The organism is Bacteroides sp., assembly GCF_029057325.1.
GTDB lineage: Bacteria > Bacteroidota > Bacteroidia > Bacteroidales > Bacteroidaceae > Bacteroides.
The window spans coordinates 1-14,572 of the sequence record NZ_JAICZW010000055.1; the positions used below are offsets into that span (position 1 = coordinate 1).

Below are 14,572 nucleotides of genomic sequence, written 5' to 3' on the forward strand. Positions count from 1 at the left end.
GGGGAAAAGGGGGGATGGGACGGTGAAAAGCGGATTTTTTCAGGCCGGAGCGTTCCGGCTGTTGGAAGTATGCGGAAAACTCCTTACATTTGCAGAAACGGTACGGAACCTTTAAAAACGATGGACTATGAAGAACACACAAACGAACGAACATCGCTTCCTGGTGAACGGCAACTATCGCATGCTCCGCTTCGGCGGCAACGGAAAGGGCGTGAATCCGCGTGAGGGGTTCGCCCGGCATGGCGCTTTCAGGCCCGGACGCTTCCGCAAGGCGGAGGTGACGATGTGCTATCCGCGGGGCGGGGTGGAGGCGGCGCGCCACCTGTTCCGCCAGCTGGCAGAAGCAGAACGGCTGACGGGGCTGGAGCTGCGGTGCGACGAACGGCGGTGGGTGGAGTACGAGGCCGACGCCGGAGCGGGCGACGGGCTGATGCGTGCCCTCTACGACTGCCTGCCCCCTGCCGATGCGGCGGCTTGCCGCTTGTTTGTGCTGCTTGTGCCCTCGTTGTCTGCCGGCCGGCCGTGGCGCTCCGACAGGCTCTTCACACGCTGGCGCAAGCATCTGTCCCTTGCGGGCGACTTCTGCCTGGGCCCCATTCCTGTGCACGCTCCGGGCAGCGAGGCGTTTGCCCGCCGCCTGCCTGCGCTGGCTTTGCGCCTGCTGTTGCAGCTGGAGGGGATGCCGTGGGTGCCCGTCCATCGGGCTGCCGTGGAGAGCGACCTGCTCATCGGGCTCTCCTGCACAGACTCCCTGCCGATAACGGGGCGTCTCTTCTCCGCCGCTTTCCGCACTCCCTCCGCCGACGGCTCTTACCGTTGCTCCCATTGTGAGGAGCGGCGTTTCATCGATTGCCTGGAATCTCTTTTCTGCCGGGCATACAACGATTTTCTTCAGGCGTATGGAGGCGCTCCGCTTTCGCGGCTGGTATTTTGCTGCCATTCCGGCTTTCCGCTGGAGGCGCTCTGTGATTTCCGCGACCGGTTGGAGCAGCGCCTTCCCGGCCTGCAGGTGGCGGCGGCGCAGGTGGAGCTGCCTGTCCCCCGTCCGTCGCTCCCTTCGCGTTGTGCTTGCCTCACCGCCGAGCCGCCGGGCACCTGCCTCTGCCATCCCGGCGGCGGCTTCTCGCTCTATTGCCGCGAGGTGTCTTCCCGTCCCGGGGATTCCGGTTCCACGGTTCCCCTTCCGTTTCGGGTGACGCCGCAGCTCCTGCTCCCTTCCGGCGGGCTTTCGCCCTTTCCTTCCGGCGATACGGCCGCTCTTGCCGGTCTGCTTTGCCGCTCGGCGTGGGCCGACCCGCTCTGTCTCGACGGCGCCTTCCTCCCCTCGCCGCTGCTGCAGGCCGACCGCCTGCTGAACCGCCTGCTGCGTGAGTGGCGGCAGGAGCGGGAGTATCGCAATGCCATACTCATGCCCGTTGACGCTTTGTCGTTTTGACGTTTTGTCGCTGTATGGAGAAGATAGAACACAGAGGCACGGGGGGGCACGGATTTTTCACTCCTGAGCCGCCCTGCCGGCCGATAACTCCTTCCCACCTCCTCGTCGCCTCCCGAAAAAACTCCGTGTCTCCGTGCCTCTGTGTTTTAATCCGGCGCAATCCGACGCAACCCGGCGCATGATTCACGCCTTTTTCTTTTCACGCCACTTTTTCCCCTACTTTTGTGACGAGCCGGGACGGGAACCCCCACCGGCGCGGCACGGGCGATATTGCCCTGCCCTGACTCCTAAAACAGATACGATTATGGGAGAAATCAAACAAGGAATCCTCGGAGGATTCAGCGGAAAAGTGGGTACTGTGGTTGGCAGCACCTGGAAGAACGTAAGTTACATGCGTGCACTCGCCCTCAGCGTGGCCAACCCGCGCACCCTTCGCCAGCTGGAGCAACGCAGCAAGTTCTCCATGAGCATGGCGTTCTTGCGCACCCTCATCCCCTACGTGCGTGTGGGCTACAAAAACCTGGGTCGCAACAAGACGGCCTTCAATGCGGCCATGTCCTACATCATGCGCCATGCCCTGATGGGCGAGTTCCCCGACATCACGGTGGACTATCGCCGCGTGCTGGTGGCCCGTGGCAACCTGACCCCCGCCTTCGACGTGACGGCCACGAAGGAGGACGGCAAAATCAAGATGACCTGGACGGACAACAGCGGGATGGGCGACGCGCTTGCCACCGACCTCGCCATGCCCCTTGCCTACAACAAGAAGCGTGCCGTCTCCGTCTATGATTTCGCGGCGGCCACCCGCGGCGACGCCACCCTCGAACTGACCCTGCCCGCCGATTGGGGCGACGACCCGCTGGCCGTTTACCTGGCCTTCCACAGCGAAGAACAACGCTCCAACACCAACAGCGTCTGCGTGCTGGACGAACCTTACGAAGGAACGGGCGAAGATGCCGGCGGCAACACCGGAGGTACCGGCGGCACCGGCTCAGGCGGCGAGGACCCGGGAGACAATCCGCTGGGATAATTGACAATTGACATTTGACATTTGACAATTGATAATTGACAATTTGGAATTGGCGATTGATTATTTACCACCATTCTGAAAAACAGCATGCGAAAGATAGACTACATCATCATCCATTGCAGCGCCACACGGGAGGGGCATATCCTCACTCCCGAGGCGCTTGACCTGGAGCACCGTCGCCGCGGTTTCCGCATGACGGGCTATCACTACTACATCCGCCGTGACGGCACCACCGTCAGCACCCGCCCTCTTGAGCTTGTGGGGGCGCACGTGCAAGGCTACAACAAGCATTCCATCGGCATCTGCTACGAAGGCGGTCTGGATGCCCAAGGCTGTCCGAAGGACACCCGCACCCCCGAACAGCGCACCGCCCTGCGCCTCCTGGTGGCCCGGCTGCTGCGCCGTTTCCGCGGCAACGTCCGTATCTGCGGCCACCGCGACCTCAGCCCCGACCTGAACGGCAACGGAGTGCTGGAGCCATGGGAATGGGTGAAAGAGTGCCCTTGCTTCGACGTGGCAACGGAATTATGAATTATGAATTTTCATTTTTCAACTATCAACTATCCATTATCAACTATCAACTTATGAAAATGAGTAAAGAAACTTGGAAGACCGTATTGAAGGTCGTTGGCGCGGCGATTGCCGCCATTATCAGCGCGCTGGGAGTACAGGCGATGACGCGGCCGTAAAGATGGGGGTAGGGGAATGCGGCGGTGCTGCATTCCCCTACTTATTACTCGAAAAAAAGAACTCTGCCTACAAGCATCGTCCGTTGGTGGGGCTTGTCCACACCGGGCATCCCAACGGGTTGGAACAGGATTACACATTACCGAGACCTCTTCCCCTTCTACCGGGGATGTGACGGTGACCGCCGCTATCTATTGCAACGTGCCCACCACTGTATCGTTCCGGCTGGATTACCGTGTAGGCGCCACTCTTCCGGAGACCCATTATGAATGCCGCATCGGAAACTATTTCGAGAGCAACAGCGGCAGGGGGGAGAAAGAGTTTACGGTATCTCTCCCGGCAGGAAAGACCGACGTTTCGCTAAGCTTGCGAAACATCATCGTGGCTGCTGAAATGGAACTCTTCATCGAAAGTGTGACGGGTGATGATAACGGAATCGGTTATCCCAGTTCATTGGCCATATATTTCTAATTCTTAACAATAATGCATTATGAAACGAATCATCTTATTCCTATTGATATCTTTGGGATGCCTGACGCTGCATGCGCAGGAGTCCTCTGTGAACCATATCTCTACACGAACGTTTCTGGGCAGTAACGGATTGTCCTACCTGAATGGCATTGTCTATTACGACGGCCTGGATCGCCTGCTGAACGCCACTTACGGGGAAACGGCAAGCATCACTGCGAACGCCAACCGTTTCAGCGAGAACGTGACGGCGTATGACAAGAACGGCAACATCCAGAGCCTTCAGCGCTACGGACAAACGGGCGCTTCCGCCTACGGCCTGATAGACAACCTGACCTTCACGCTGAGCGGCAACCGGTTGACCCGCGTGGATGATGCCGTGACTGCGGCAGCCTACAGCGGCGGCTTCGAGTTCAAGGACGCTGTGAAGCAGGCGAACGAGTATGCTTACGACAGTAATGGCAATTTTACTAAAGATTTAAACAAGAATATCACCGGTATTCAATATAATTGTTTAAATTTGCCGGACAAGGTCACGTTCAGTGACGGTAGTACGATTACCTATACTTATACAGCCGACGGCACGAAGCTGAAGACGGTTCACAAGATAGGCGGCACCACCACCACGACTGACTATTGTGGCAACGTGGTCTATGAAAACGGAGTCCAGAAGCTGCTGCTGACAGAGGCCGGATATGTGACACTGAGCGACAGCAAGTATCATTATTGTTTGCAGGACCATCAGGGAAACAACCGGGTGGTCATCAACCAGAGCGGCACGGTGGAGGAGACGAACCATTACTATCCGTTTGGAGGGATGTTCGCTTCGTCTGCATCGGCTCAGCCTTATAAGTATAATGGCAAGGAACTGGATGCGAAGAAGGGTTTGAACTGGTATGATTATGGGGCAAGGCATTATGACGCGGCGGTAGGAAGGTTTGTAACGGTTGACCCGTTGACTGAGAAATATTATCAGATGAATCCGTATGCGTATTGTTTGAATAATTCGATAAAGTATGTAGATACTGATGGGGAAAGACCTCGAATATATGTTGAGACTAAGGGATTTGGACATGTTTTTGTTACTACAGGAAGTGGACAGAATACAACAGTGTATACTTATGGACGATATGGTGATGTAACTTGGAACAAGTCAAGTAGTGTTAGCTCTGCTCGTAATGGGGAAGGTGTTTTGATTGTAATGAAAGGTAAAGAAGCATTGAGATATATCAAAAATGAAATTACTAAAATGGAAGCTCGTGTTTATGAGGTTTCGTCTGGCAGTGATGAAAAAGTAGATAAGCATTTTGGAAACATGTTTGCTTCTTCTGACAAGAAGCCATCGAAGAAAAGCTATAGCAATGCGGAAAATGCTAGAGTAATAGATAAGTATGATTTATTAGATAATAATTGTACGACTAAAAGTTTGGAAGCGATAAGTGTAGGAACAGATGGTGAATTTGATATAGAGTCAACTTCTCCCAGTAATTTGGATACCAAATTATATTATGAGAATAAGAAGGATGATAGCCGTATCAGAAAAGTAACTTATGATGAATTATATGAAGAATACTTTAAATAGGAAGTTGTATATAGTACTTTTAATAGTAACTATAATATTTATCATATTTGCAGCAGATGGACTTTTTTATTGGATGTTGGAAGATAAGTTTGAAATAGATGACTATTCTACACGGCATGCAGAAATTAATTGGATGATTCGTAGTTTTACTTTCTGCCTAATCTATTTGATAGTAATGTTTTTTTTATTTTGTTGCAAAATGCCGTCAGCCAAAAGAAGATTAGCTAAGAAAGAAAAGCTGCTTTTGATTGAATTGGCAAATCGTGCAGGCATATCTCTTCCTGCTAATTGGGAAAGGGAATTGTTAGTAACCGAAATAAATGGAATCACTGGTAGCCTGTTATTGTTCCCTCAAGGAATATCGGAAGTTGGACGGTGTTTAGGTGCTCAGGTGAGCGAATGCCAATTTCAAGATTTGGATGGAGTGATTGTTGTTGCTGCATTGAGTTTAGATAAGGATGGTAATCTCTTTGAACTTGATTTGTGGAAGAATGATTATAGTAAAGTCAAAGAAATATCAGATACGTTTTCTTCTGTTTCATCAAAAAGGTAGGAAGTAATTATCAGGTAAGGATTCATTGGACTACCTCAATGAGCTTAGGATGAACGGTGAGGCTTGGAAATTAGAATAGCAAAAATGGGAGAGGCATTTGCATATTGCTTCACTCATAGATTACGCTTCTCATATTCATTGCTGTATATTGGCAAGATTAATCCCTTCCAATATACAGTATTTTTATAGTATGTTTTACAACGGTGTTTTCACCTATAACAATTTCTTCGAGTTGAAGCAGGCGAACGAGTACGCTTACGACAGTAATGGCAATTTTACTAATATCTTATAGTTCGAACTGCAAATATTCGCCGATTTTTGCAGCTCGAACTATAAAAAATGAGCCGATTTTTATAGTTTGAAATTGAAAATACCGTTCTTCATGCTGTAAGTCGTCGGTTTGTCCTATCTTTGTCTCGCAAAAAAACAAAATACTACGGTGAATCTTATTATTGATATAGGAAATACGGTCGCCAAGCTGGCGGTGTTCGACGGTGCAGACATCGTGGAAGTGGTGCACGACTCCAACCGGACGCTGGAGCGGCTGCCGGAGCTCTGCCGTGCCTACACGGTTGACAGGGCGATTGTGGCTACGGTCATCGATTTGAGCCCGGAGGCGTTGGCGCGGCTGGAGGGGCTGCCCGTCCCTCTCCTTTGGCTGGACCGGAAGACGCCGTTGCCGGTGGAAAATCTGTATGAGACCCCGCAGACGTTGGGCTACGATCGCATAGCGGCGGTGGTGGGGGCTCATGGACAATTTCCCGGCAGGGATATACTGGTGGTTGATGCCGGCACCTGCATTACATACGAGTTTATCGACGCCGCCGCCCGTTATCATGGCGGCAACATCTCTCCCGGCCTGCGGATGCGCTTCAAGGCACTTCATCGGTTCACCGGAAGACTCCCGCTGGTGGAGCCTGAAGGACGGCTGCTGCCTATGGGGAAAGACACCGAGACGGCCATCCGTGCCGGCGTGCGGAAGGGCATTGAATATGAAATTTCGGGCTACATCCTTGCCATGAAGCATAAATATCCTGAACTTTTGGTTTTTTTAACGGGCGGGGATGATTTTTCTTTTGATACAAACTTAAAAAGTATCATCTTTGCAGACAGATTTTTAGTGTTGAAAGGATTAAATAGAATTTTAAACTATAATAATGAGAAGCCATAGACAAACGCTTTTACTGCTCTTGCTCATGATGTTATCAGGGGTGGCAGTCGCTCAAAACAATACAAATTCTCCATACACACGATACGGGTTCGGACAGCTATCAGAACAAGGTTCAGGCAACAGCAGGGCGATGGGTGGCATAGCATACGGCTTGCGGGACAAGTATCAGGTCAATTACGCCAATCCGGCATCTTATACGGCAGTAGATTCCGTCACTTTCATTCTCGACGGTGGAATTTCGCTGCAAAACACCAATCTGAACGACGGTGTGTTGAAGAAGAACGCCAAGAACTCCAGCTTTGACTATGTCACGATGCAGTTCCGGGCAAGCAAATGGGCCGGCATCAGTCTGGGATTGATACCCTATTCCAACGTGGGCTACAATATGGGAGAGTATCGGGACGCCGCAGGCAATGATGCGGCCTCGGCCAGTGTGGTCAGCTACTCCGGCGAGGGAGGCCTGCACCAACTTTTTTTAGGTGCGGGATTTAAAATAATCAAAAATCTTTCCGTTGGAATGAATATTTCGTATCTTTGGGGGGATATAACAAGAAGCTCTAGCTTGAGTTTCCCTTCTTCGTCGGCCAATTATCCGATTACGATAACATCGAATGTGGCGATGAAGAGCTACAAATTGGACCTCGGTGCGCAATATACCCACCGGTTCGGAAAGAAGCATGCCGCAACCTTGGGAGTGGTATTCTCGCCGGGACACAATTTGTTCAACGAAGCGTATGAAACGAGGCAGTTGGGAAGCGGCAGCACAGGGATAACCGCGACGACGGAAGATGTCAGTGTCACGTGTGGCATTCCGACTACGTATGGCGTCGGCGTGACCTATGTGTATGACAATCGCCTGACGGTGGGAGCGGATGCCATGTTCCAGAATTGGAGCGAGGTGAACTATATGAATGAGAAAGGAGTGTTCTGCGATCGCGGCAGAATCTCGGCCGGTGCGGAGTATATACCGAACCTGATGGGCAGAAGCTACATGTCGCACGTGAAATATCGGGTGGGTGCCTACTACTCCCCATCTTATTATAAGATAAACGGGACACGTGCCGCCAACGAATATGGCGTGACTGCCGGCTTTGGCCTTCCCATACCGCGGACACGCTCCATCGTGAGCCTTTCGGCGCAGTATGTGCGTACCAAGGCCACGGAAGCCTCTTTCTTGGACGAGAAGACCTTGCGCATCTGTGTGGGAGTGACCTTCAACGAAGGATGGTTCTTCAAACGTAAAGTGAATTGATGAGTTTTTTTTTGAATGGAAAATATAATAACTAAAATTTGAATACAATGAAAATTAAGACGCTTGTGGCTGTATTGCTCCTTTCTGGTGGAGTGGGCAGCACTTTCGCACAAACTGAGAATTGTAATTCCAACAGTAGTATTTCTCACGAGGCGGTGAAAGCCGGCAACTTTAAGGACGCGTATGAACCTTGTATGGCCGTGCTGAAAGATTGCCCGACGCTGAGATATTATACGTTTACGGATGCTCAGAAAATCCTGGTGGGCTTCTTGACCCAAATCAAGGACAGAAATTCTGCCGATTACAAGAAGTATTTCGATGAGTTGATGGAGGTCTATGACTTGAGAATGAAATACATTCCCGAATTTATCAACAAGGGAATGAAGGGTGTGCCGAGCGTTGCCGATGCGTTGGGAGCAAAGGCGGTGGACTACCTGCAATATGCGCCGGCTCCGGACTTGAACACCGCATACGGCTGGTTGAAGGAGTCTGTCCAGGCTGAAAAGGGTGGTTCCAAAGGTGCCGTGTTGCACTATTTCCTGGACGCTTCCATGCAGAAGGTAAAGGCTGACAACAACCATACCGACCAGTTCTTCCAAGACTATATCGACGCTTCCAAGTATGCCGATGACGCCATTGCCGCCGAAACCAAGGAGGCCAAGAAGGCGACGCTGCAATCTATCAAGGACAACCTGGTTGCCATGTTCATCCAGAGTGGTGTGGCCGACTGCGAATCTTTGCAGAACATCTATGGTCCGAAGGTGGAAGAGAACCAAGGTGACTCTACTTTCTTGAAGAAGGCGCTGAACATCCTGAAGCTGATGAAGTGTAACGAGAGCGAAGTATATTTCAAGGCATCCGAATATATGTATAGAATCGACCCGACTGCCGACGCAGCCGTAGGTGTTGCCTTCATGTACTATAAGAAAGGCGACTATGACAATGCCGTGAAGTACTTCGACGAGGCGCTGGGCAAAGAGACCGACAACGCCAAGAAGGCCGAAATGGCTTATGCCACCGCCGCTGCCCTGATGCAGGCCAAGAAGCTGTCGGCTGCCAGAAGCTACTGCCAGAAGGCCATGAGCTTCAAGGAAGATTACGGCGAACCCTACATCCTTCTGGCACAGCTCTATGGCTCTAATCCTAATTGGAACGACGAACCTGCTCTGAACAAGTGCGTTTACTTTGTGGTAATCGACAAGCTGCAGAGAGCGAAAGCGGTGGATCCGTCGGTAACAGACCGTGCCAACGAACTGATTTCCACCTACGCGCGCCATACCCCGCAGGCTAAGGACCTCTTCATGCTGGGCTACAAGGCAGGCGACCGCATCACCATCGGTGGCTGGATAGGTGAAACAACAACCATCAGATAATATGTATCGACAATCTGTTGACGTTGTTCATCATAGAAATACAAGCATAACCATTGTCTTCGGAGCAATGGTTATGCTTCTTTTATTTTCGGCTTGTTCGGGGAGAAGAAAAGAGCTGGGTGCCGCCATTACCGAGCGCGACTCGCTGCCGGTGATGGAAACCAAGGGGGTGGCGACATTGATTTCCGATTCCGGCGTCACACGCTATCGGGTCAATGCGGAAGAGTGGCTTATCTTCGACCGCAAAAACCCGCCTTACTGGGCCTTCGAGAAGGGAATATATCTGGAGAAGTTCGACTCCGTTTTCCAGGTGGAGGCAAGCATCCAGGCCGATACCGCCTACTTCTACAACAAGGAAGAATTGTGGAAACTGACGGGGAATGTGCATATACAGAACTTGAAGGGCGAACGCTTTGATACGGAACTGCTGTACTGGGATCAGCGGAAGCAGAAGGTCTATTCGGATGCGTTTATCCGCATTGAACAGCCCGACCGCATCATTACGGGGCACGGATTTGAGTCGAACCAGCAGATGACCGTCTATACGATCCGCCGGCCGGAAGGCATTTTCTACGTGGACGAAGAAGAGGCCGCTCCTGCCGATTCGCCGGCGACGGACAGCCTGCATATAGATACCACAAACTGATAATATGGATACTTTCATATCGCTATTGATAACCATGGCTTTCTCGGCATTCTTTTCGGGGATGGAGATTGCCTTTGTTTCTGTTGACAAATTGCGCTTTGAGATGAACCGGAAGTCGGGCGTCACTTCCGGCATCATTGCCTATTTCCTGCGCAATCCGAATAACTTCATCTCGACGATGCTGGTGGGCAACAATATCGCGCTTGTCATCTACGGTATTTTGATGGCTCAAATCATCGAGGACAACCTGCTGGCAGGTTTCATTTCCAATGAATTCGTGCTGGTGCTTGTGCAGACGATCATCTCTACGCTCGTCATTTTGGTGACCGGTGAGTTCTTGCCCAAGACCTTGTTCAAAATCAATCCCAATCTGATGTTGCAGGTGTGTGCCGTCCCGTTGTTTGTCTGCTACGTTGTCTTGTTTCCTGTTTCTAAACTTGCGTCGGGTGTGTCGTCGCTGTTCCTTCGGATATTGGGCATGAAGGTGAACGACGAGGTGTCAGCCAAGGCGTTCGGTAAGGTAGATCTCGACTACTTCATCCAATCGAGCATTGAGAATGCCGAATGCGAGGAAGAACTTGATACGGAAGTGAAGATTTTTCAGAATGCCCTTGATTTCTCGAACATCAAGATACGCGACTGCATCGTGCCGCGCACGGAAGTGGTGGCGGTGGATTTGACCACTTCGCTGGAGGACCTGAAGAACCTGTTCGTGGAGTCGGGAATCTCCAAGATTATTGTGTATGAAGGGAACATAGACAACGTGGTGGGATACATCCATTCATCGGAGATGTTCCGGAATCCGGTAGATTGGCGGGACAACGTGAAAGAGGTTTCCATTGTGCCCGAGACGATGGCGGCACACAAGCTGATGAAGCTTTTCATGCAGCAGAAGAAGACGATTGCCGTAGTGGTGGACGAGTTTGGCGGCACAGCGGGTATCGTTTCGCTGGAAGACCTGGTGGAAGAGATTTTCGGTGACATCGAGGATGAGCATGACAACACTTCATACATCTGCAAGCAGATAGGCGAGGCCGAGTATGTGCTTTCGGCACGTCTGGAGATAGAGAAGGTGAACGAGACCTTCGGGCTTGATTTGCCGGAGTCGGAAGAGTATCTGACGGTGGGCGGGTTGATTCTGAACCGTTATCAGAGCTTCCCGAAGCTGCACGAAGTGGTGGCCGTGGACAATTATCACTTCAAAATAATCAAGGTTACGGCAACGAAAATCGAGCTGGTAAGGCTAAAAGTCGTTGAATAATCTCCTTTATTCGTATTTTTTTAAAGAATAAATGGATGCGTATTAGCATTTTTTGTATCTTCGTGCGCTAAAATCGAATTAGATAGGAAATAATAATAAACAAATAAATCGTATTAACAAAAATGGCAACATTACAGAACATTCGGTCTAAAGGACCTTTATTGGTGATTGTGATTGGTCTGGCGTTGTTCGCTTTCATTGCAGGTGATGCGTGGAAAGTGCTTCAGCCACACCAATCGCAGGACGTAGGTGAGGTGAACGGGAAGACTATTACCGCTCAGGAATATCAGGCGTTGGTAGAAGAATATACAGAAGTCGTTAAGTTCTCCAGCGGCAACAGCGCGCTGAACGACGAACAGACCAGCCGCATCAAGGACGAAGTGTGGAGAACATACGTCAACAATAAGCTGATTGAGGCTGAAGCAGAAAAAATCGGCTTGACCGTATCGAATGCGGAAGTTCAGGCCATCATCGATGCGGGCGTGCATCCCATGTTGCAGCAGACTCCGTTCCGCAACCCGCAGACCGGTGCGTTCGACAAGGACATGCTGAAGAAGTTCCTGGTGGACTATTCCAAGATGAACAAGGCGCAGATGCCTTCGCAGTATGCGGAGTATTATGAATCCATGTACAGATTCTGGTCTTTCCTTGAAAAGTCTCTTATCCAGACTCGTCTGCAGGAGAAGTACCAGGCGTTGCTCGCGAAGTCTCTGCTCTCTAATCCGCAGGAAGCGCAGGTTGCTTTCGATGGAAGAGTGAACCAGACGGACTTGTTGTTGGCTGCCATTCCCTATTCTTCGATTGCAGACTCTGCCATCGTCATCAAGGATGCCGATTTGAAAGCCGCATACGACAAGAAGAAGGAGCAATTCAGACAATATGTAGAGACTCGTAACATCAAGTTTATTGATGTGCAGGTGACTGCTAGCGCGGAAGATAAGGCCGCCCTTCAGGCTGAGATGGAAGAATATACCGAACAGCTGAATGCCAATCCGGCCGATTATTCGACTTTCGTTCGTTCTACGGGTTCTGACGTTTCGTATGTGGATCTGTTCTATACAGCTAATGCGCTGCCGGCTGATGTGGTGGCTCGTTTGGATTCTGTCGCTGTAGGCGGTGTGTATGGTCCTTATTATAATGTGGCGGACAATACCATTAACTCTTTCAAGAAGCTGGCTGCCGCCTCTATGCCTGACTCCATCGAATTCCGTCAGATTCAGGTAGTGGCAGAAGATGCAAGCAAAACCAAGAATCTGGCTGACAGCATCTATAACGCAATCAAGGGTGGCGCTGACTTTGCAGAGCTGGCTAAGAAGTACGGACAGACAGGAGAGACAGCCTGGATTTCTTCCGCCAACTATGAAGGCGCTCAGATTGACGGCGACAACTTGAAGTATATCACTGCCATCACCACACTGGCACAGAATGAGTTGAAAAACCTGGAACTGGGACAGGCCAACGTTATTCTGCAGGTGACCGGCAAGAAGGCTGTGAAGAATAAGTACAAAGTGGCTGTCGTGAAGCGTACGGTGGACTTCAGCAAGGAGACTTACAGCAAGGCTTACAATGAATTCAGTCAATTCATTGCAGCCAACAATACACTGGATAAGATGGTGGCCAATGCGGAAGATGCCGGTTACAGACTGCTTGACAGAACAGACTTATATAGCTCTGAACACGGAATCGGTGGCATAAGAGGCACGAAGGATGCGCTGAAGTGGGCCTTTGAGGCAAAGGCAGGCGAGGTTTCCGGTCTGTATGAATGCGGCGAAAGCGACCACATGCTGGTGGTAGGCGTAGCAAGCATCGTGCCGGAAGGTTATCGTCCGTTGTCGTTGGTTTCCAGCTTGTTGAGAGCAGACGTCCTTCGTGATAAGAAAGCGGAAAAGATTATGGCGGACATGAAGGCGGCGAATGCCACTTCATTCGACCAGTATAAGAATATGGCGAATGCCGTGAGCGACTCTGTGAAGCATGTTACGTTCTCGGCTCCCGCTTATGTGCCGACTTTGCGCAGCAGTGAACCGGTGGTTGGCGCATACGCTTCCGTTGCCGAGGTGAACCAGCTGAGTGCTCCTATCAAAGGTCAGGGCGGTGTATTCGTTCTTCAACCGTATGCCAAAGAGAAGCTGAACGACACCTTTGAGAAGGAGACGGAAGAGGCTAATCTGGCAAATATGCATGCTCGCATGGCAAGCCAGTTCATCAACGACTTATATCTGAAGGCTGATGTAAAAGACCAACGTTATTTGTTCTTTTAATTTTTTCGGCTGAAATATAAGAATAGAAAAAGTGATAAAAAGAAAGGCCGTCCGGGGTTTCCGGGCGGCTTTTTCATTTACAGGGAGTTGCAGGAGTTGTTATTTTGCTTCGCTTCATTAGGAGTTGAAAGAGTTAGAGCCGATACGCTTGTGCATGATTCCGTTACGGGGAGGATTGGTTTTCACTCCTAAGCCGACTTGCTGGCTGATAACTCCTTTTACTCCTCTAACTTCCTTAAATGGGAGAGCCGTGTCATTTTTCTATACTCTCCGTTGTCTTTGTTCAACTTTATTCCTACCTTTGCCTCCCTGAAAGTGTTTTGTTTCAAGTCGTGAAGCCGACGGTTTCCTCGCATGAAGCGCACTTTCTTAATGAAAAGAGTAACGATATATGCAGAAACAATCTTTATTGGGCCTGACACTTCCTGAATTGCAGGAGGTAGTGAAGCGCTTGGGAATGCCCGCTTTTTCGGCCAAACAGATAGCGGCTTGGCTGTACGGCAAACGGGTTGCTTCGATTGATGAGATGAGCAATCTTTCGTTGAAGCATCGGGAACTGCTGAAGGAACTTTATGAAGTAGGTGCGGAAGCTCCGGTGGATGCCATGCGCTCGACGGACGGCACGGTGAAGTATCTGTACCGGGCAGGTGAAGGGCATTTTGTGGAAGCGGTCTATATTCCTGATGATGACCGTGCCACGCTTTGCGTATCTTCACAGGTGGGCTGTAAGATGCATTGTAAATTCTGCATGACCGGTAGGCAAGGTTTCAACGCCAACCTGACAGCCGGACAAATCATCAATCAAATCAATTCATTGCCCGAGCGGGACAAACTGACCAATGTCGTCATGATG

14 protein-coding genes and 2 pseudogenes are annotated in these 14,572 nt (G+C 50.7%); 14 read left to right on the top strand and 2 right to left on the bottom strand.

Translation table 11 applies throughout. The features are described 5' to 3' along the window. Both K2G43_RS03860 and K2G43_RS03865 read right to left on the bottom strand, forming a co-directional pair. Positions 1 to 241: hypothetical protein (locus K2G43_RS03860; protein WP_300153024.1), on the bottom strand; the 241-nt coding region annotated here is incomplete at its 3' end. A gap of 200 nt (positions 242 to 441) precedes the next feature. Beyond that, entirely contained in the window at positions 442 to 729 is a 288-nt protein-coding gene (locus K2G43_RS03865; protein ID WP_297644102.1) for a hypothetical protein, read from the bottom strand. Between K2G43_RS03865 and K2G43_RS03870 the strand changes: the two genes are divergently transcribed. The 14 genes and pseudogenes from K2G43_RS03870 to K2G43_RS03935 all read left to right on the top strand — a co-directional run. Next, complete coding sequence (locus tag K2G43_RS03870; protein ID WP_297644101.1) at positions 689 to 1,435, top strand: hypothetical protein; 747 nt, start codon at positions 689 to 691, stop codon at positions 1,433 to 1,435. The genes K2G43_RS03865 and K2G43_RS03870 overlap by 41 nt on opposite strands. 304 nt (positions 1,436 to 1,739) lie before the next feature. Next, entirely contained in the window at positions 1,740 to 2,465 is a 726-nt protein-coding gene (locus tag K2G43_RS03875) for a DUF6266 family protein (RefSeq protein WP_297644100.1), read from the top strand. Between the two features lie 87 nt (positions 2,466 to 2,552). Next, entirely contained in the window at positions 2,553 to 2,996 is a 444-nt protein-coding gene (locus K2G43_RS03880; RefSeq protein WP_300153025.1) for an N-acetylmuramoyl-L-alanine amidase, read from the top strand. Further along, on the top strand, positions 2,993 to 3,154 hold the full coding sequence (locus tag K2G43_RS03885; protein WP_297644098.1) for a smalltalk protein: 162 nt from the start codon (positions 2,993 to 2,995) through the stop codon (positions 3,152 to 3,154). Before K2G43_RS03880 ends, K2G43_RS03885 begins: the two co-directional genes overlap by 4 nt. A 175-nt stretch (positions 3,155 to 3,329) precedes the next feature. Further along, the gene (locus tag K2G43_RS03890) at positions 3,330 to 3,623 is read left to right on the top strand and encodes a hypothetical protein (protein ID WP_300153026.1); all 294 of its coding nucleotides are present in this window, start codon (positions 3,330 to 3,332) and stop codon (positions 3,621 to 3,623) included. Positions 3,624 to 3,780: 157 nt separating this feature from the next. After that, positions 3,781 to 5,202, top strand: a pseudogene (locus K2G43_RS03895) (RHS repeat-associated core domain-containing protein); the annotation flags it as partial. Continuing rightward, the gene (locus K2G43_RS03900) at positions 5,171 to 5,755 is read left to right on the top strand and encodes a hypothetical protein (protein ID WP_300153027.1); all 585 of its coding nucleotides are present in this window, start codon (positions 5,171 to 5,173) and stop codon (positions 5,753 to 5,755) included. The pseudogene K2G43_RS03895 and the gene K2G43_RS03900, both read left to right, overlap by 32 nt. Positions 5,756 to 6,194: 439 nt before the next feature. Further along, positions 6,195 to 6,926 (top strand): type III pantothenate kinase, encoded by a 732-nt coding sequence (locus tag K2G43_RS03905; protein ID WP_297643841.1) that lies wholly within the window; start codon positions 6,195 to 6,197, stop codon positions 6,924 to 6,926. Continuing rightward, a complete protein-coding gene (locus K2G43_RS03910) occupies positions 6,913 to 8,178 on the top strand; it encodes a hypothetical protein (protein WP_297643840.1) in 1,266 nt (421 codons plus the stop codon). Before K2G43_RS03905 ends, K2G43_RS03910 begins: the two co-directional genes overlap by 14 nt. Positions 8,179 to 8,225: 47 nt before the next feature. Beyond that, complete coding sequence (locus tag K2G43_RS03915; RefSeq protein WP_297643839.1) at positions 8,226 to 9,551, top strand: hypothetical protein; 1,326 nt, start codon at positions 8,226 to 8,228, stop codon at positions 9,549 to 9,551. A 1-nt stretch (position 9,552) separates the two neighbouring features. Continuing rightward, complete coding sequence (gene lptC, locus K2G43_RS03920) at positions 9,553 to 10,197, top strand: LPS export ABC transporter periplasmic protein LptC (RefSeq protein ID WP_297643837.1); 645 nt, start codon at positions 9,553 to 9,555, stop codon at positions 10,195 to 10,197. Positions 10,198 to 10,201: 4 nt separating this feature from the next. Further along, entirely contained in the window at positions 10,202 to 11,458 is a 1,257-nt protein-coding gene (locus tag K2G43_RS03925) for a hemolysin family protein (RefSeq protein WP_297643836.1), read from the top strand. Positions 11,459 to 11,580: 122 nt separating this feature from the next. Beyond that, positions 11,581 to 13,719: a peptidylprolyl isomerase gene (locus tag K2G43_RS03930; protein WP_297643835.1), complete on the top strand. Its 2,139-nt coding sequence runs from the start codon at positions 11,581 to 11,583 to the stop codon at positions 13,717 to 13,719. Positions 13,720 to 14,110: 391 nt separating this feature from the next. Beyond that, positions 14,111 to 14,572: pseudogene (locus K2G43_RS03935) on the top strand (23S rRNA (adenine(2503)-C(2))-methyltransferase RlmN); the annotation flags it as partial.

What these genes read in the sequence shown, in the direction of transcription:
- K2G43_RS03900 (WP_300153027.1), top strand. Translation starts at nt 5,171, where the DNA reads ATGATGAATTATATGAAGAATACTTTAAATAGGAAGTTGTATATAGTA.
- K2G43_RS03910 (WP_297643840.1), top strand. Translation starts at nt 6,913, where the DNA reads ATGAGAAGCCATAGACAAACGCTTTTACTGCTCTTGCTCATGATGTTA.
- K2G43_RS03930 (WP_297643835.1), top strand. Translation starts at nt 11,581, where the DNA reads ATGGCAACATTACAGAACATTCGGTCTAAAGGACCTTTATTGGTGATT.
- K2G43_RS03865 (WP_297644102.1), bottom strand. Translation starts at nt 729, where the DNA reads ATGAGCAGGTCGCTCTCCACGGCAGCCCGATGGACGGGCACCCACGGC.
- K2G43_RS03885 (WP_297644098.1), top strand. Translation starts at nt 2,993, where the DNA reads ATGAATTATGAATTTTCATTTTTCAACTATCAACTATCCATTATCAAC.
- K2G43_RS03875 (WP_297644100.1), top strand. Translation starts at nt 1,740, where the DNA reads ATGGGAGAAATCAAACAAGGAATCCTCGGAGGATTCAGCGGAAAAGTG.
- K2G43_RS03880 (WP_300153025.1), top strand. Translation starts at nt 2,553, where the DNA reads ATGCGAAAGATAGACTACATCATCATCCATTGCAGCGCCACACGGGAG.
- K2G43_RS03915 (WP_297643839.1), top strand. Translation starts at nt 8,226, where the DNA reads ATGAAAATTAAGACGCTTGTGGCTGTATTGCTCCTTTCTGGTGGAGTG.
- lptC (WP_297643837.1), top strand. Translation starts at nt 9,553, where the DNA reads ATGTATCGACAATCTGTTGACGTTGTTCATCATAGAAATACAAGCATA.
- K2G43_RS03925 (WP_297643836.1), top strand. Translation starts at nt 10,202, where the DNA reads ATGGATACTTTCATATCGCTATTGATAACCATGGCTTTCTCGGCATTC.